Origin of the sequence: Oceanobacillus sp. CF4.6 (assembly GCF_051262635.1) — a bacterium.
Classification (GTDB): domain Bacteria; phylum Bacillota; class Bacilli; order Bacillales; family Amphibacillaceae; genus Oceanobacillus.
Window position 1 is genome coordinate 155,574 of the sequence record NZ_JBIMEX010000005.1, and the last position, 17,335, is coordinate 172,908.

General features: G+C 37.1%; 20 protein-coding genes and 2 riboswitches. Of the genes, 2 read left to right on the forward strand and 18 right to left on the reverse strand.

Going from position 1 to position 17,335, the window contains the following annotated elements:
* Positions 1-22: 22 nt before the first annotated feature.
* The 4 genes from ACHABU_RS10155 to serC form a co-directional block, all read right to left on the reverse strand.
* Positions 23-277 carry a hypothetical protein gene (locus ACHABU_RS10155; RefSeq protein WP_435764720.1) on the reverse strand — a complete coding sequence of 85 codons (255 nt, stop codon included), beginning with the start codon at positions 275-277 and terminating at the stop codon, positions 23-25.
* A gap of 126 nt (positions 278-403) precedes the next feature.
* The gene (locus tag ACHABU_RS10160; RefSeq protein ID WP_435764721.1) at positions 404-727 is read right to left on the reverse strand and encodes a hypothetical protein; all 324 of its coding nucleotides are present in this window, start codon (positions 725-727) and stop codon (positions 404-406) included.
* Positions 728-981: 254 nt separating this feature from the next.
* Positions 982-2,181: a phosphoglycerate dehydrogenase gene (locus tag ACHABU_RS10165; RefSeq protein ID WP_435764722.1), complete on the reverse strand. Its 1,200-nt coding sequence runs from the start codon at positions 2,179-2,181 to the stop codon at positions 982-984.
* On the reverse strand, positions 2,178-3,278 hold the full coding sequence (serC, locus tag ACHABU_RS10170; RefSeq protein ID WP_435764723.1) for a 3-phosphoserine/phosphohydroxythreonine transaminase: 1,101 nt from the start codon (positions 3,276-3,278) through the stop codon (positions 2,178-2,180). The genes ACHABU_RS10165 and serC overlap by 4 nt, the downstream gene beginning before the upstream one ends.
* A 97-nt stretch (positions 3,279-3,375) precedes the next feature.
* A riboswitch (glycine riboswitch) is annotated at positions 3,376-3,457 on the reverse strand.
* Positions 3,458-3,562: 105 nt separating this feature from the next.
* Positions 3,563-3,643, reverse strand: a riboswitch (ZMP/ZTP riboswitch).
* Between the two features lie 423 nt (positions 3,644-4,066).
* Between serC and ACHABU_RS10175 the strand changes: the two genes are divergently transcribed.
* On the forward strand, positions 4,067-5,047 hold the full coding sequence (locus tag ACHABU_RS10175) for a TIGR00341 family protein (RefSeq protein WP_435764724.1): 981 nt from the start codon (positions 4,067-4,069) through the stop codon (positions 5,045-5,047).
* Positions 5,048-5,117: 70 nt separating this feature from the next.
* On the opposite strand, the gene ACHABU_RS10180 is transcribed toward ACHABU_RS10175, so the two are convergent.
* The 11 genes from ACHABU_RS10180 to ACHABU_RS10230 form a co-directional block, all read right to left on the reverse strand.
* Entirely contained in the window at positions 5,118-5,297 is a 180-nt protein-coding gene (locus ACHABU_RS10180; protein WP_435764725.1) for a hypothetical protein, read from the reverse strand.
* 45 nt (positions 5,298-5,342) lie between these two features.
* Positions 5,343-6,320 (reverse strand): TRM11 family SAM-dependent methyltransferase, encoded by a 978-nt coding sequence (locus tag ACHABU_RS10185; RefSeq protein WP_435764726.1) that lies wholly within the window; start codon positions 6,318-6,320, stop codon positions 5,343-5,345.
* A gap of 108 nt (positions 6,321-6,428) precedes the next feature.
* Positions 6,429-6,791, reverse strand: a complete 363-nt coding sequence (locus ACHABU_RS10190) for a nucleotide excision repair endonuclease (protein WP_435764727.1) — start codon at positions 6,789-6,791, stop codon at positions 6,429-6,431.
* 102 nt (positions 6,792-6,893) lie between these two features.
* On the reverse strand, positions 6,894-7,334 hold the full coding sequence (locus tag ACHABU_RS10195) for a small multi-drug export protein (RefSeq protein ID WP_435764728.1): 441 nt from the start codon (positions 7,332-7,334) through the stop codon (positions 6,894-6,896).
* A 421-nt stretch (positions 7,335-7,755) separates the two neighbouring features.
* Positions 7,756-7,989 (reverse strand): indolepyruvate ferredoxin oxidoreductase subunit alpha, encoded by a 234-nt coding sequence (locus ACHABU_RS10200; RefSeq protein WP_435764729.1) that lies wholly within the window; start codon positions 7,987-7,989, stop codon positions 7,756-7,758.
* 15 nt (positions 7,990-8,004) lie between these two features.
* A complete protein-coding gene (locus ACHABU_RS10205; RefSeq protein WP_435764730.1) occupies positions 8,005-9,039 on the reverse strand; it encodes an amidohydrolase family protein in 1,035 nt (344 codons plus the stop codon).
* A 119-nt stretch (positions 9,040-9,158) separates the two neighbouring features.
* Complete coding sequence (locus tag ACHABU_RS10210) at positions 9,159-10,169, reverse strand: VOC family protein (protein ID WP_435764731.1); 1,011 nt, start codon at positions 10,167-10,169, stop codon at positions 9,159-9,161.
* Between the two features lie 76 nt (positions 10,170-10,245).
* Positions 10,246-11,274, reverse strand: coding sequence for an NAD(P)/FAD-dependent oxidoreductase (locus ACHABU_RS10215; RefSeq protein WP_435764732.1), 1,029 nt, complete (start codon positions 11,272-11,274; stop codon positions 10,246-10,248).
* A 34-nt stretch (positions 11,275-11,308) separates the two neighbouring features.
* Positions 11,309-11,797 (reverse strand): aromatic-ring-hydroxylating dioxygenase subunit beta, encoded by a 489-nt coding sequence (locus ACHABU_RS10220; RefSeq protein ID WP_435764733.1) that lies wholly within the window; start codon positions 11,795-11,797, stop codon positions 11,309-11,311.
* Positions 11,794-13,071: an aromatic ring-hydroxylating oxygenase subunit alpha gene (locus ACHABU_RS10225; protein ID WP_435764734.1), complete on the reverse strand. Its 1,278-nt coding sequence runs from the start codon at positions 13,069-13,071 to the stop codon at positions 11,794-11,796. Before ACHABU_RS10225 ends, ACHABU_RS10220 begins: the two co-directional genes overlap by 4 nt.
* Positions 13,072-13,113: 42 nt before the next feature.
* Entirely contained in the window at positions 13,114-13,875 is a 762-nt protein-coding gene (locus tag ACHABU_RS10230; RefSeq protein WP_435764735.1) for an SDR family NAD(P)-dependent oxidoreductase, read from the reverse strand.
* Between the two features lie 371 nt (positions 13,876-14,246).
* Here ACHABU_RS10230 and ACHABU_RS10235 point away from each other — a divergent pair, with 371 nt between their 5' ends.
* Positions 14,247-15,128: a LysR family transcriptional regulator gene (locus ACHABU_RS10235; RefSeq protein WP_435764736.1), complete on the forward strand. Its 882-nt coding sequence runs from the start codon at positions 14,247-14,249 to the stop codon at positions 15,126-15,128.
* Between the two features lie 77 nt (positions 15,129-15,205).
* On the opposite strand, the gene ACHABU_RS10240 is transcribed toward ACHABU_RS10235, so the two are convergent.
* The 3 genes from ACHABU_RS10240 to dmpG form a co-directional block, all read right to left on the reverse strand.
* On the reverse strand, positions 15,206-15,397 hold the full coding sequence (locus tag ACHABU_RS10240) for a 4-oxalocrotonate tautomerase (RefSeq protein ID WP_435764737.1): 192 nt from the start codon (positions 15,395-15,397) through the stop codon (positions 15,206-15,208).
* Between the two features lie 43 nt (positions 15,398-15,440).
* Complete coding sequence (locus ACHABU_RS10245) at positions 15,441-16,229, reverse strand: 2-keto-4-pentenoate hydratase (RefSeq protein ID WP_435764738.1); 789 nt, start codon at positions 16,227-16,229, stop codon at positions 15,441-15,443.
* Between the two features lie 78 nt (positions 16,230-16,307).
* On the reverse strand, positions 16,308-17,333 hold the full coding sequence (gene dmpG, locus ACHABU_RS10250; RefSeq protein WP_435764739.1) for a 4-hydroxy-2-oxovalerate aldolase: 1,026 nt from the start codon (positions 17,331-17,333) through the stop codon (positions 16,308-16,310).
* Positions 17,334-17,335: the final 2 nt, after the last annotated feature.

Below are 17,335 nucleotides of genomic sequence, written 5' to 3' on the forward strand. Positions count from 1 at the left end.
CACAGTGAAAATTTGCTAATTCTTATTCACTTTCCTCATCTTCATCCATGTCAACATCTTCAAGTTCAAGCCAGGAAAGCATTTCACCTACAACCGTATTAATTTTTTCATCAACCATTTTTGTAACATATTTTTTTTTAGCGCGCTTTATGTTCGTAAAAACTTCCTCACTAAAGTCAATAATTTGTGTATCACTTTCAAGATTATTAAACAGCTCCAAAATTTCATCCAGTGCCTTATCGAATCGTTTACTTTCCAATTCCGTTGCTTTCATCATTTATCACCCGTTCTTAATATATCCAGAAACTTATTAAACATATGTAAAAGGATCTAAATTAAATAATCACTCATAATAATAGAATAAAAAACAGGCCTCAATCAGAGACCTGTTTATATGGACCAATTACATTTCATCGTCTTCTTCATCGTCAGTATCCGTTTCGGTATCTGATTCAGGGTCTGTTTCTGTTTCTGTTTCTGTCTCGGTATCTTCATCCATATCTGTTTCTGTTTCCGTATTTGTATCTGCTTCGCCATTTGTATCCGTTTCGGTATCTGTTTCTGTTTCTACTTCAGTTTCTGTACCGCCATCCGTTCCATCACTTGGTTCTTCTACTGGTGTTTCTACTGGATCTTCTACATCAACGTCACCGCCATCACCACCGCAAGCCGCTAGAACTACTGATGCAAATAACATTGGCGCTACCCATTTAATACCTTTTTTCATACTATCAATCCTTTCTAGTTGGTTGTACGATACCTATTTCCTAAATGAGCAGTTATAAAACCTTTTTTTATTCTACTTGATCACGGCTCTTTTCTAGAAGATTATTGTCTTTATCTAACAATCTATATACTGCTTGGTTTATAAAGCAACAAACAAAAGAGCCTTGATGATTAAAAGAAAGAAAAATACCAGTCGCACACTATTAATAAATAGCGGGAGACTGGCACAGGCATTTTATTCTCTTTTATAAAGATTTATATCACACGGATGGTAATCATGCCTTCAATCTGTTTAATTTCTTCCTCTAAGCCAGGAATAACATCCCCATTTACTTCATTGTCAATATCAATCATTGTGTATGCATAATCTCCACGGCTTCTATTAATCATATCAGCAATGTTCAAATTATGGTGGGAGAACGCTGAACTGATTTGACCAACCATGTTTGGAACATTACGATGGAAGGCTGCCACACGGCTCTTTCCTGTATATGGGATCGAAGCATTAGGGAAATTCACTGAGTTTTTAATATTTCCCGTTTCAAGATATTCCTTTACTTGTCGGGTAGCCATAATTGCACAGTTCTCTTCTGATTCTCTTGTAGAAGCACCAAGATGTGGAACTGGTACGGCATTTTTCATATTCAATATGTTTTCGTTAGGAAAATCCGTAATATATTTACCTACTTTTCCACTTTCAAGTGCTTCGGCCATATCTGTTTCATTCGCAAGCCCACCTCTGGAGAAGTTTAAAATATGTACTCCAGGTTTCATTAGATTAAATGCTTTTTCATTAAACATTTCACTTGTATCGTCCGTCAAAGGAACGTGTACTGTAATATAATCAGCTTCTGCAAATAATTGTTCCATCGTCATCGCTCGCTCCACGTTACGAGAAAGCTCCCAAGCTGTATTGATGGAGATGAATGGGTCAAAGCCAATAACATCCATATCCAAGTCCAATGCATCGTTTGCTACAAGTGCACCAACCGCCCCCAGACCAATAACCCCTAATTTCTTTCCTTTAATTTCATTACCGACGAACTGTTTTTTCCCTGCTTCAACAAGACTTGGAACTTGATCACCTTTACCTTGTAGCGTTTTTGCCCATTCAATTCCAGCAAATAAATTACGTGATGAAGCCATTAATGTGGTTAGTACGATTTCTTTTACAGCATTTGCATTGGCTCCTGGCGTGTTGAAAACAACAATTCCGTCTTCCGTACACTTGTCGACCGGAATATTATTAACACCTGCTCCAGCGCGTGCAATTGCCTTCAAATTAGTGTCGAATTCCATCGAATGCATATTAAAACTACGAACAACAATTGCGTCCGGATGTTCAGATTCATTATCAATTGCATAATCACCGTTTTTGAAAACATTTAGCCCGTTGTCTGCGATATTATTCAATGTCTTTATTGTTTTAACTTTATCTAATGTTAGTGTGCTCATTTTCTCTCCTCTTTCTGTTCGTAGTTAGTTTCAAAATCGTTCATAAATGTAACCAATGCTTGAACTCCCTCTATTGGCATTGCATTATAAATGCTAGCACGCATACCTCCAACAGAACGATGCCCTTTTAACGTCTCAAGTCCCTTAGATTGTGCTTCCTTTATAAAGGCAGCATCCAATTCAGTAGAATCGGAAACAAAGGGAATGTTCATTAGCGAACGACTATCCTTACGCACCGGTGATTTAAATATAGAAGATTCTTCAAGCGCATGATATAGCATTTGTGCTTTCTTTCGGTTAATTTTTTCCATTTCCTTTAAACCACCGAGATTTTTTAGCCACTCAAAAACAAGCTTGGCCATATATATCCCGTATGTGGGTGGTGTATTATACAATGAACCACTCTCACTATGTGTTTTATAATCAAGCATAGCCGGGCAATTTTCCGGTGCGCGACCAATTAAATCTTCCCGAATAATAACAACAGTCAATCCAGCAGGGCCGATGTTCTTCTGTGCTCCTGCATAAATTAAACCAAATTTCGATACATCGATTTCTTCAGATAAAATATTGGATGACATATCCGCTACAAGTGGAACGTCCCCTGTATCTGGAATCTTTGAATAAGCAGTTCCTTCTATTGTATTATTTGTTGTAATATGCACATAATCTGCTTCTGGATCAATCATACTCTGGTCAACAGCAGGTATATATGTAAAGTTATCATTCTCTGATGAGGCGATGACACGAATAGTTCCAAATTTCTTAGCTTCTTTGATTGCTTTCTTTGACCATGATCCGGTATTAACGTAGTCTGCTTTTCCACTTTTACCAAGCAGGTTCATTGGGACAGTTGCAAATTGCTGTGAAGCTCCTCCTTGAATAAAAAGCACTTTATACCCTTCAGGAATAGCCATTAATTCTCTCAGCAGTTTTTCAGCTTCTGTTATAATATCCGTAAATAGTCCGGAACGATGACTTAATTCCATTACAGACATACCTGAATTTCTATAATTGACTACTTCTTCTTGAGCTTTTTCCAATACTTGCAGCGGGAGCATAGATGGACCTGCTGAAAAATTATATACTCGTTTCATGTTAACACCTCATCCTTATTATTCTTTCACCAAGAGATATAAAAAAAAGAGACTGGTCTCCCCAATCTCATTAAACATCAAATAACATAAAAGTAAGTGTTATTCTTCTGTCCTTTTGCCTGAGATCTTGAACCCTTCGGCGTTGCAATTATTCTTGCATCCTCTCCAGAAGCTGCTCCTGTTATAGTCTGACCCACAACAATCATAGCTTTTTAAACTATTCAATTATATAAGAATGTCATCGCCTCCTAATAGCACAAAGAGGTAAGGGGAAATTCTCCCCTTACCTCTGCCCAGGCGAACGACATTTCGATATCATATGCTCCCTCGCGGTTATCCGCGTTTCGCCAGTTGCATATGACCTTTAATTTGTTATAATCCTATCAAATTTTCCACTAAATTACAACCTATAAAATGAATTTCCTCCTAATCAGTCAAAATTTCTATTATGTATTTTAAAGTAGATCAATTATAAACACTATATAACAATAAATTTAATTTGCTTCTATGACAGCACGATTAGCCCTATTTACTTCATTGTGAATATCTTCCATAGTTTATTAGGTTACAAAAGTGTTTTCTTATGAATATCAAAAAGGACGTTATGGTATAGAAATATCATAGGAAGCCTCATTTTTAGTAAACGGATTAGCAATCAATTGAGGATATGTTTAAACAGCAGAAGTTTTCAGGTTAAAAAAGCGGATTAGTATGATTATTCATTATGAAAAGAGAAAGAATGGCAACAATAAGGTGTAATATTTCTTTGTATATGGGAGACGAAAATTATGTCATTACAGTTGCTTGAAATTTATGCCCCTAAGAACTTTTTAAATATAGAAGAAATAAAGGATCATTTTTCTGTTATTTCCTATTGGAACTCTGAGGAAGAGAAAGAAAAGTATTTAACACGGATTCTATTAGAGACCAATGATGTAGAACAAATGCTTGATTATTTGGAAAGGTTGCCTGGTGGTGAAGACGTTTATCAAGTTATGTTGCTGCCGGTACAAACATATCTACCTAGAAAAAAAGAGAAAGAAGAGGATGAAAAAAAGGACTTGCAGCGAGCAAGTCGGCACGAATTATATACGACAGTTCAAGGGTCAAGCCGTATAAGTGTCAGTTATATTTTGTTTATTATTTTCTCCGCTATCGTTGCTACGGTTGGCATTATAAAAAGCAGTCCAGCAATCGTCATCGGTGCTATGGTAATTGCCCCACTTATTGGTCCCGTAACAGCTATTTCATTTGCTTCCGTTCTCGGTGATTTTAAATTAATACGTCAGTCCATTATTACATCTCTAGTTGGAATAGGAATTCCAATAGTAATTGCCGCTATATTTAGTTTTTCCTTCGATCCACCCGTTTACAGCGATGAATTCCTTTCACGGACAGACATTCAAATTATTGATGTGATTGCAGCGCTCGTATCTGGTGCTGCAGGCGCACTTTCTTTTGTCAAAAGAAATACAGGCGCTCTTGTAGGTGTTATGGTTTCAGTAGCCTTGCTCCCGCCTGCTGTTGTATTCGGTATGATTCTCGGAACTGGAAATTGGGCTGCAGCTCTTGTCCCGTTTATTCTATTAATGGTCAACGTTTACTCGATACTTTTATCGGCTGTAATTGTTTTTTGGTTAAGTGGTATTAAACCAAACAATTGGCAGGATCTGCAAAAGGCGAATATATCCCGGAAACGTTCTCTCCTATTTATATTAACGATCACGGTCATACTTATAACAGCAATTCTTTTTATCAATTTTGTCTGATACAGGGGACTAGGGACAGGTTCATCATCGCTGTTTTACCGACTAACTAAAGACAAGGACCACCTTGTCCCTAATCAAGTTCTTGATATGCTGTTTGATATTTCCCACCAGCAGCAACTTCAGAATGGTACAATGCCTTAAGGGCGAAGCTTTTCTCTAAATCGTGTTCCTCCATCAATTGTTTTAATCGCTTTTGTAATTCCTCATTGTTGCTAACCAATTTTTTCATTTGAGATTTCGTGTACTTCATCGATTCTAACTCCCTTCCATATAAAATATGTTAAGCTAGTCAATATCACTCGCATACGATTACTTCACGAGTAAATAAACCTGATATGTCTTTTTTAGCTACTGCTCGGTCCGTAATCATAAATCCAGCTGCCTTTAGAACTTCATCAATCGGCTCAACCGTTACTACGACTAATTTATTTGCAAATCTCCGAGCACTTTGGAGCATTTCCAGTTGCTCTTCATCTGAGATAACCGAACATAAATTATAAGGCAAATCAATAATTGCGACATCATAGTGCTCCGTGACATCCCGAATATCTGCTAAGTTTACTTCTCCCTCAAGACCAAAATATTCGATGTTTTCTCTTACGCCATTGATGATTAGACGATTTCGGTCACTTCCTACGATATCAATCCCCATGGAAAGGGCTTCAACTAGTACTGTCCCAATTCCACAACAGGGATCAATTGCTTTGATGTCGTGTGGAATTGGAATAGCAATATTTGCAACCGCCCTTGCCACACGTGTATTGAGCGCAGTCGAATATTCATGCGGCTTCTTCTGATGTTGAAACCAGACAGGCTCACTTTTCGCATAGTCGCCGAATACCCATCTCCCGTTCACGTTCGTTACGCCAAAAAGTCGATCGGCATGATGTAAATCCGCTTCCCCATAAACATGCATTCCGATTTCTTTCTCAACCATACGCCGTCTCTTGTAGCCTTCCTTCTCCTCTTTTACAAGGCCACTATTTTTCACATAATTCACTTTGAATGTTGCCCCGTCTAAATCCAACGTTTCTGCTTGCTTGAGAAGATCCTGAAAGTTCTCCTCTTCAAAAATCACACGGATTCTTTCTTTCATAAATGGGCTTCTGGAAGGATCAACTTCCACAAAACTTTCCAGTACTTTATTGTCCGTATCCTTTCCAAAAAAGGCGCGCATTTCCAGAGCACATAAAGAGCGTTCTTCCTCTGGGTAGGAGTACATATATACATAGGTTGATACATCTTGATTCGTAAATTCCAAGTTCGTTTTCATCCTTTAATCCTGAATTCTTATGCTTCAAATTAGCCATTATATATTTTTATGGAATAAAAAAAGCAATAGGCATCGTCTAACATGAGTGTCCGTATTGCTTTTTATTCATTAGGTTTGCTTATAGAATACTTTTTCTACATTGTATTTCGCCTGAAGTTTATTAATGATATACGTTTCATAGATCTCTCTGTCGGCTGGTTCTTCAACCAAACAAAGCTCAATTTTCGTAACTTCATCACGATGCATCTTCATTGGCGATACAGTATCCTGAAAATGTTTTTTAATTCTTGGTCTTAACTTTCTAGCTTTTCCGACAAATAATAACTCATTATTGTCGTTATAAAACATGAAAATACCGCCCTTCTCTCTTGTGATCAAGTGAAAATCGGTAAATCCATAAATATTACTTACCTCCGGATTATTCTGTTTCGTAATGGTAACATCTGGCTTTGGAATGGTTATATCTATCACTTAAGCTTCACTTCCTCTTTCTACATTAATGTATAGAATATCATAATTCGGGATAAAGGGATAGTTTATCGTCCCACTTAGAATACCCCATGCCTTATCTATTTATAAGAAAATATCTAAGCCTAGTACAGTCGCTATTCCAATAATTAATGTCCAAATACCGATACTAATCGTCAACCAGAGTGTAACCCACTTTTTTTCAGCGCCAAGGGACATGCCAATAAATGCAGCAATATGCGTCCCCGTTAATATTGGACCTAACATAGCAAGACCAGGGAGTCCATACATGTTCCAAATCCTTTTACCACGATCTGTACGTTTCGAAGGTTCTTTCCCTTTTTTTTGTTGACGCTTTTCGTACCAAGTCTTCACTTTTTCATATCCATAAATAACAGGGATAACCGTAAGTAAATTACCAGTAAATGCCATAATCATTACCCAAAATGGCGATAAATCTCTTATTATACCCAATGGGATGACGACTGCAATTTCCAGCCAAGGAATAGCAGCTCCTATAAAAACTAATATATATTCGTAATTCATCGTATCCTCCTTTACGAACGAAATCCCAATCCATTAAATACAACACAAATACTGTTAAAATCCTACCATTTCCTGTAAGTAAAGGAAAGAACGAAGCTTTGTTAGCAAGCCATTAGGGACATGGAGGGTTATCCTCCCGCTTAAGATTCAAAATTAAAGCGCCAGCTCCCAAAAAGGTGAGTGCTGACGCTTTACTTTTTAGCAACGGGACAAAGAACGATTCCATTGTTTTGTTTCTAAGGGGATCACGATGAAAAAAAGCAGTTGGGTGCTGCATCAAGATAGAGCAAATTTTTGGTAATTAAAGGAAAATGGGAATGTTGTTTACACTACAACATTCCCAAAAATATCTATAGAAGAGACACCTAATCGTTAAAGGAAGCATGAGAACCGTCCCCACGCTTCCCTTATTCCCTACATTCTATCCAAAGAAGCTTTCGGCTTTTTCTAAATATTTTTCTTGTTGGCCTGTTAAATCATGTTCATCAACGATTGCATCAACTGGACAAGCAGCAACACAAGCACCACAATCAATACATATATTTGGATCAATAAAAAATTGATCGGGACCTTCTTCAATACAATCGACTGGGCAAATACTGACACATTCGCCTGCCTTTTCACCCGTACATGGACTCGTTATTACAAAAGCCAAATTTATCCTCTCCCTCTACTGCTGTTTCAATAGACTTTTGGTATATTGCTCTTTATTCAAATTTAAAAAGTCTAAAGCATTAAAACCATGTATCTTTGCCTTTTCTTCCTCATTTAATGTTGTTAATTTATCCACTACTTTACCAGATGGAGTTTCTCGCAATAAAAATGGATAGTCTGAACCGGCTATGATTTGATCTACTCCGAATCGATCAATCATAAACTGTAAATTATTTTCGTCATAAACAAGAGAATCAAAATAAAGTAGTTTCGCGTAATGACTAGGTGGTTTCTCCGTCTTTCTTATTTGCGGCCATACGTACCAACCTTTATCCATTCTTGGTAACAAATATGGTAAGGATCCTCCACCATGTGCAAAGCATATTTTTAAATTGGGATACTTATCCAGCATTCCACTCATAATAATACTTCCAGCTGCTAGCGCTGTTTCTGATGGCATTCCAACCATATACATAAAGTTATGACGTGGCATTCTTGCACCACCCAATGTTGCCCAAGGATGAACAAATAGTGGTACCCCCAATTCATTGGCAGCTTGGAAAAAACGATCTAATGATTCATCATCCAAATTTTTCCCATTCACATTACTTCCAATTTGGAGCCCTTTTAATCCTAATTCATTTACTGCTCTTTCCATTTCTGTTATTGCTAAATCAATATCTTGTAATGGAACCGTGCCTAAGCCGATAAACCGCTTTGGGTGTTCCTTTGTAATAGATGCAATAAAATCATTTTGGAACTGTGCCATTTCTAACCCATGTTCAGGTTCTGCCCAATAACTGAGCGTAACAGGAATAGGCGATAACACTTGAATATCGATTCCTTCTTTATCCATTTCCTTGATCCGCTCTTCTACAGCCCAAGCATTACTCGTTAAGTCCCTGAATTTATTACCCTTAATCATAATCTTGGCGCCGCAGTCACATGTTTTTTCTAAAACAGGAAAGCGATCATCGCCATATTTTTCAGCTAAATTCAGAAATTCCTCCGAAATAATATGTGTATGGAAATCAACTTTTAATTGCTGCACAAATTCCCACTCCTAGCATCGTATTTTTTTAGAAAATGAAGGCGTATGTCTAAGCCTTTAGGCGAATGACTTCATTGCACTTATGCAAGCAAGAAATTTTTTATGTTTTCTTCCTTTTTTTATTCGCCAATTTTCGTTCCGTAAGTAAAGTAGGATTCTGGTGGTGTACTACCCCACATTTCCAGACCTAATTGACCTTTACCTGCAGACCATTCGATTGCTTCCCAATCTGGAGAGAACATCAAGAATCCGCCTGTCCAAATTTCCACTCGATGACCAGAAGGCTCAAAAACATAAATGAATTGTGCGCCACTTGTTCCATGCTTACCAGGTCCCCACTCAATTTTAATGTCATTTTCTACCATGATATTTGCTGCGCGAATTAATTCATCTGGAGAATCTAGGTAATATGCTAGGTGATGGAACTTGGAACCATCTTGTTTGGAGTTTCTCATTAATGCAATTTCATGGGCAATATTAGTTCTACTCAACCATGAACCTAAACGTACATCCTCTTTGTTCTGTATATAATAACGATGATGGATACCAAGTAGTTCTGTCCACCATTGTTGTTCCTTTATCACATCATCAACCAAGATGTTAACATGGTCAAAACGACGAGGGGAAACTCCTTTCATCATATACTTACTAGGATGACTCGGTAGTTTAGAAATCAATTTTGGATCATTCGTTACAAACTTTTCTTTTTCCCAATACAATTCAACTGGTAAACCTGTAGGTGATTTAAAATGAAGCAAATCTCCTAACCCTTTCTTTTGCCCACCTTCAACCCAATCGTATTCAATGTTCATTTCTTTAAATAGTTTTTCAAATAATAGTAGTGATTCTTTCGAGCTTACACGCCAGCCAATTCGATTTACTTCTGATTTATCGGATGCTTTCAATACTAATGTGTGATGATCAAAGTCTTGCCATGCGCGTAAATAAGCACGATCTCCATCTGTTTCTGTTAATACAAGACCCAATACTTCTGTATAAAACCATAATGACTTTTCAAAATTATCGACACTGATTTCTACATGTCCTAGATGTGCAACCGTTCGTAGATAGGTTTCTAACCTTTCTTGTGCTGTTTCTTTACTGATTATTTCCTCTGATAATTTTGACATTTATATAGCCTCCGTTTAAATTGTTATTTAATATCGAACATTATAGTGAAAGTACATCGCAGAAGGGAAGGGATCCCTATCCTGCGACAACTTTATTTTTCTTTTGCTTCTTTTCCCTACTCATAATGGACGTACTATGAGCAGTGTGTAAGGATTCATCCGGATCAATGTAAACCTTTGCATTACTCACCGCGATTGGAGCTTCACCAAAACCAGTTGCCATTAATTTAACCTTACCTTCATATGATGATATATCTCCAACTGCATAGATACCCGGTATATTCGTTTCCGCTTTTGAATTTACTACAATGGAATTTTTGTTTATAGCTAATCCCCAGTCATTAATTGGGCCTAAATTAGATATAAAACCATAATTCAGGATATAATCATCTACTTTTAGTTCCGTAATCTCGTCACCTTTTGCTTCTTTCAACTTTATGGATTCGATTTTATCCTCTCCCACTAATTCTGTAGGAGTATATGGTGTTAGGACATTAACCGAAGACTCCTTTAGTAGTTTCACACTATAATCATGTGCTCTAAAGCGATCCCTTCGATGAACAATAGTAACGCTTGATGCGATATTCTCTAACATTAAAGCCCAATCCACTGCAGAATCCCCACCACCAAAAACAGCTACATCTCTATTTTTAAAATCATTGAGATCTTTAATATGATAATGAAGGTTCTCTCCTTCATATTTATCTTCATTCTCCAAGTTCATTTTCCTTGGTTTAAAAGCGCCGTTTCCAGCAGTAATGATAATGGTTCTCGAATAATGTGTTTGCTTACTCGTTTTTATAGTGAAAATATCGTCTTCCTTTGTAACCTCCAATACTTCTTCGTCCAAGCAGATATCATTTTCGAATTGACTCATTTGCTCTGTCAAACCATCGACCAAATCACTTGCTTTAACCTTTGGAAATCCAGCAACATCATACACGTATTTATCTGGATATAGTGCTGCAAGTTGACCACCTAATTCTGGCAAACTCTCAATAATTTTCACACTAGCTTGTCGCATACCTGCATAAAAGGCCGTAAATAACCCTACTGGACCTCCACCTATAATGGTCATATCAAATATTTCTTCTTCGGTACTCACTCCATCCACCACCTTCTAAAGTCTGATACGACTCCTATAAAATTAAGCTAATCTTTCCATGGGGTCTTAAACTATCTAAATTTAAAATCACCTTTTTACTTTTGATAGCAAATCCATTATTCTCTAAAACGATTTCATACTCATTTCTTCCAATAAATGTATCTACTACTTCTCGCTTTGTTCGGTGTGTTGTAAAATTGCACTCCACGGTAATCACATCCGAATCCAGATTACTGACGATTATATTATGAACATTTCTGGTCGTGGTAGAGTGTGGGTATTCGACATGTGCTTCTTTCTTTAATAGCCTTTCTGCTCGTTCTTGCAGTCGAGATCGATTATCATGAACGAAGTATAAAGATTTTGTTGCATCAGCATTCGGATCACCCAAAGGAGGCACAGTATAGATGGCATCATCCGTAAACAATGCAGCCCATTCATTTAATTGCCACTCATCCAATAACTTTGCTTCCCTATATAGAAAATCAACTACATCTTGACGTATTACCGTTGTGACAGTCATTTTAAAGCAGCCTCCTTTTCCAAAGATTCTTGAATTCTGGCATTATATTTTCTCCAAAAATTCCTCATTTGGACCTCATCTGTTGCCAGCGCGTTACCTTCTCCTCTTACCATTCCTTTGGAAATATCATTCCACTCAACCTCTTGGTTATTGTTATATGCTTCCTGACATAATTCCAATGCTTCATTATCATCAGGTGTCGCGAAGCCGCCTGGGCCTAAAAATTCTAAGAAGTTATCATTTCTCGCCATTCGATGTTTCTCATCCTCTCCCTTAGGAGCTAGTGAATATCCGGATACTTCCATGTAACCAGGAGATGTAGGGTAAAAGGTTCTTGCTGTGACAGCCATGATGTCATTAATGACTAAGTTAGGGAATATCACAATGTTTCGATTATAATTCGCGATACGATCTGCACGTTCCTCGCCAAATCGTTCCGCAAGTCTAGCTTTCATTCCTTCCATATCTTTCTTAAATTCCTCATCCCATATTGGAGTCCATTGTGCAACAGGTCTCCCCCATGGAGCGACATATTCAATAACACCATGACCATTGTCCAATTCAGTCCCTTTTCCTTCTAATTTCACGCGTTTTAAATTAGGATCTTGTGCTTGCTTAATGTCAAAATACGTTTTATGGGTTGGCATACCATGGTATAAGTCAACACTATTTTCTGCTAACAACTTCCAGTTTGCTCTCACACTGTATTCTTGTACGCCACCTAGAGCTTCTAATCCATGTTCCGATTGATCCACTACCAGATCAATGTATTCTTTCGCATTTCCTAAATATTCATCTAAAGAGATAGCATTTTCATCAAAGTTAACAAACATGAATCCACGATAGTTTTCTATTCGGTTAACCGCTTTCATGTTCTTCGTACCTTCATCATTAAAATCATCAGGAAAACCATCTTTTCCAGGCATTCCTACTAATTCACCATCATTTTTAAAACTCCAAGCATGGTAGAAACAACGGAATACCCTTGAATTACCTTCGTTTTCCCTACAAATCATTGCACCGCGATGTGGACATGTATTGTATAAAGCTCTTATTTCGCCATCCTGACTGTGTACGAACAACAAGTTACGCCCGCCTACTTTTTTTCGTTTATAATCACCTAATTCAGGAATCTCTGTCTCATGTCCAATAAACAACCAGCACTTACTGAAAATTTCAGCTCGCTCTCTTGCTAATATTTCTTTATCCGAAAATACACTTCGATGAACAAGAAACTCATGTTTTTCTACATTGTCTTGTATAAGTTGCTCCATTTGATAACCTCCACTTTTATTTAGCGTTTATGTTCTTAACTTTTAAAGCATATTACTTCCACCATTCACACTAATAACCTGACCTGTAATAAAACTTGCCCCATCCGTTGACAGATACCACACTGCATCTGCTACTTCTTCGACCGTTGCGGCTCTTCCTTTTGGGATAATGTCAATATATTTATCAGTTAGCTCGGAATCTCTTTCTGCTATCTTATCTAATAATTCACCATCAACAGCCGGTGGTGCAACCGTATTTACCGTAATATCATCTTTCGCAAATTCTCTTGCTAACCCAGTAGTCATTGCATGTACGCCACCTTTTGCAGCGTTATATGCGGCATGATCCCATAACCCGTTTCTTACTGAATCAGCACCTACATTAATAATTCGTCCATAACCAGACTTTACCATGTGTGGCAGAACTTTATAGCACGACCAAATCGTTGTCCATAGATTTCTATCAATCGTTGTTTTCAATGTATCTGGAGTTTGTTCTAGAAAAGGTAGAATCACTCCTCCACCTGCGTTATTGACTAAAATATCTACCTTGCCAAAGGTGTTTATGGTATATCCGACCATTTCCTCCACATTTTCTTCTATGGAAAGATCTCCTGCGTAGTATCCAATTTTTGAATTTGTTAGCGCTTGCAATTCTTCAGCTGCTTTTTTTGTTCGCTCTTCATTTGTACCACTTATAACTACGCTCGCACCTGAATTAGCTAACTTTAATGCAATACCATTACCAATACCTCTAGCAGATCCTGTTACAATAGCAACTTTTCCTTCTAATGTTTCACTCATTCGCTTATCTTCCAAAATTAAATTCTTCCTTTCCTTAATACATTTTATAAATACTTATAGCAGAATCAATCCTTAACTATTAATCTAACCCGTGATTTGTTTGTTTGCTTACTATTCATTATAAGAGCCTGATTATTTAGATTCCAATTGAATTTTTTTTAGTTTTACCACCAATTTCAAAAAATAATATATATTGTTACTTTTCCGTCAATAATGTTGACATACTGTAGTTTTCTGTTTTATCATAAACATATATTTATGCATCCGTTTTATTTGAGGTTGCGGGATTACTTTCTACAGTTAATGCACCATTGCAACTACACTTGTAAACGCTTTCTAAATTTAAAGCAAGTGATTTCAGGAGGAATTAGATGAATGAAAGTCAATTACAAACCTTTCTTACTATAGCCGAATATAAGAGCTATTCAAAAGCTGCGGTTGTCCTTAATGTTACGCAACCAACCATTACATCCCGAATAAAGGCTCTAGAAGATATCTTACGATGCGAGCTTTTTAAAAGAGTTGGCCACGAAATTTTCTTAACACAAGAAGGTAATATGTTTATCGATTACGCAGAAAATATTCTAGTATATATGAAACATTCAAAAGAAATTACAAACTTGATTAAAGATCCGATCATAAAGGTCGGTTTCTCCCCCGGATACTCGTATTCATTTATTATAGAGCTTTTAAAAACAATCAAATTAATAGGCAAAATAGATATTCAGGTGATTGAATCTGATTCAGTCAGTTTAAATGAATTGGCTCTCTCAGGAGAAGTAGACTTAATATTCACTAGAGATGTTCAATTAAATAATCATGACATTATTTCAGAATATCTATTTGATAATAACCTTGTGATTGTCCTGCCAGAAAATCATCATCTATGTGAAAAACAAACGATTTTCATAGAAGACTTAAGTGAAGAAACGATTATCAGTTATAAACGAAATTCACATTTATGGAAATTAATTGATAAACAACTCATAGGTGCACAAAATTTAACTCGCATCGATGTTGCTAATAATGAAATGCTTTTAAAAGCAGTTGCAAGTGAAATAGGAATTGGAATCATCCCCATCCTTGGTATTGATAAACAGTATGAAACAGAAGTGAAAATCCGAGAAATAAGTGAGGTTTCTAAGATCCCGAATAAGGTTTATGTGCAATACCGAAAAAATGACCAAATAAAGAATCTTGCTAAAAAGATCATTTACTCTATCATCAATCATAAATATAAAGAAGTCTATTGAAGCGGAAGTGTAAGGGAGGTTCTTCTGCGTCCATAATTAAAATAAGCTGGAAGCAGGAAAACCGACCTTATTCCCTCCTATTTCCCCAAATTTTTTGCTGTTTTACCACCAACAGACCAATGCGTTTTGGGTACTTCGTTAACAATAACTCGTACATTTTCTATCGGTGCATCCAGTGATTCACTAACCGTATTGCTAACATTCTTCATCAATGCTTCAATTTTTTCTGGAGACCTTCCTTCCAAAACTTGTATATTTATAAGTGGCAATTTATTTCCCTCCCTCTATACCAGGGTTATCCAAGAATTTCTATTATTCTTTTACAAAAAATGACACATCGCCTAAACCGCCGTATTTTGCATTGACAAAATCACCAGGAGATAAACGGACCGCTGATGTGATACCACCTGTCAAAATAGGTTGGCCTGCTTTTACCTTTTCTCCTTTTTTACTTAACATATTAGCAAGTCTTGCAACAGATTTAGCTGGATGTCCCAATACGGCAGCACCAGCTCCCAATGACCTGATCTCTCCATTTATCGATAATGTTACACCAACGACATCCAATTCTAATTCCTCAGGTTTTCTTAAATACGTTCCAAACACTGCCCCTGCTGCAGAAGTGTTATCCGCAATAACATCTGGAAGTGTAAAGTTGAAGTTCTCATATCGACTATCAATAATCTCAATCGCCGGAAAAACATATTCTGTCGCCCGCAATACATCTAGAGAAGTAATGCCAGGTCCTTCCAAATCTCTTCCTAAGATAAACCCAATCTCTGGTTCTACTTTTGGATGAATATAATCAGAAATAGAAATGGAATCTCCTTCTTCGACAACCATATTATCGAATACATAGCCATATATCGGATCATCTACATCCATTTGTTTCATTTTAGCTTCACTTGTTATTCCCATCTTCGGGCCAATAATTTTATGCCCTTCTTCTAATTTCTGGCGAATCAGTTCTTCTTGAACAAGATATGCTTCATCAATGGAAAGTTCCGGATATAAATCCGCCGTAATTTTTGTTATTTCTTGTTTTTCTTTTTCCGCGTTGTGTACATAATTAGCTAGTTCTTTGATTTGATTGGTATCCATATTGTCATATCACTCCAGTTACAATTGTTTATTTTTATATCAACGAACGATTTTAATTGCCCTCTTTTAATGATTAATTTAAAATTGTAGTTGCTTTTTCTTTTTTGCTAGTTCAGCCGCAACATCTATAATCATATCTTCTTGGCCGCCAATAATTTCCCTCTTACCTAATTCTATCAAGATATCACGGGAATCTACGGAAAATTTCTCAGCCGCTCGGTTGGCATGTAATAGAAAACTAGAATATACTCCTGCATAACCTAATGTTAAGCTATCACGGTTGATTTCTTGCGGTTTTGGTAAGATTGGCGCAACAATTTCTTCGGCAATATCCATCATCTTGTACATATCAACACCTGTATGGATGCCCATTCTTTCTAAAACTGCAACTAATACTTCTGTTTGGGTATTCCCTGCACCTGCACCCAAACAACGAATACTACCATCGATTCGAGTAGCGCCTTCTTCTATTGCCACTAATGTATTAGCCATTGCAAGGGACAAATTGTTATGACCATGGAATCCAATATTTACTGTTAACTCTTGGCGAAGTGCCTTTATTCTTTCCTTCACTTCATGTGGAAGTAGTGCACCTGCAGAGTCTACAACATAGATCGTATCAGCGCCATAGCTTTCCATTAATTTTGCTTGTTCTACTAATTTTTCAACTGGAGCCATATGACTCATCATTAGGAATCCAACCGTTTCCAGTCCTAATGTTTTTGCCGTTTGGATATGCTGTTTAGAAACATCCGCTTCTGTAACATGTGTTGCGATTCTTGCCATTTTTGCTCCAAGACCCGCTGCCACTTTCAGATCCTCAATTGTTCCAATACCTGGAAGCAATAATACCGCAATCTTCGAAAAATCGGTAACAGACACTGCTGCTTCAATTAATTTCAATTCATCTGTTCCAGATAATCCATATTGTAATGAAGAACCACCTAATCCATCACCATGGGTAACCTCAATATACGGAACTTTTGCCTCATTTAGCGCTTTTGCAACGGATGTTACTTGATCAACTGTAAATTGATGACTAACAGCATGACTTCCATCGCGTAATGCAACTTCAGTAAGTTTAATATCTATTTGATTGGACATAT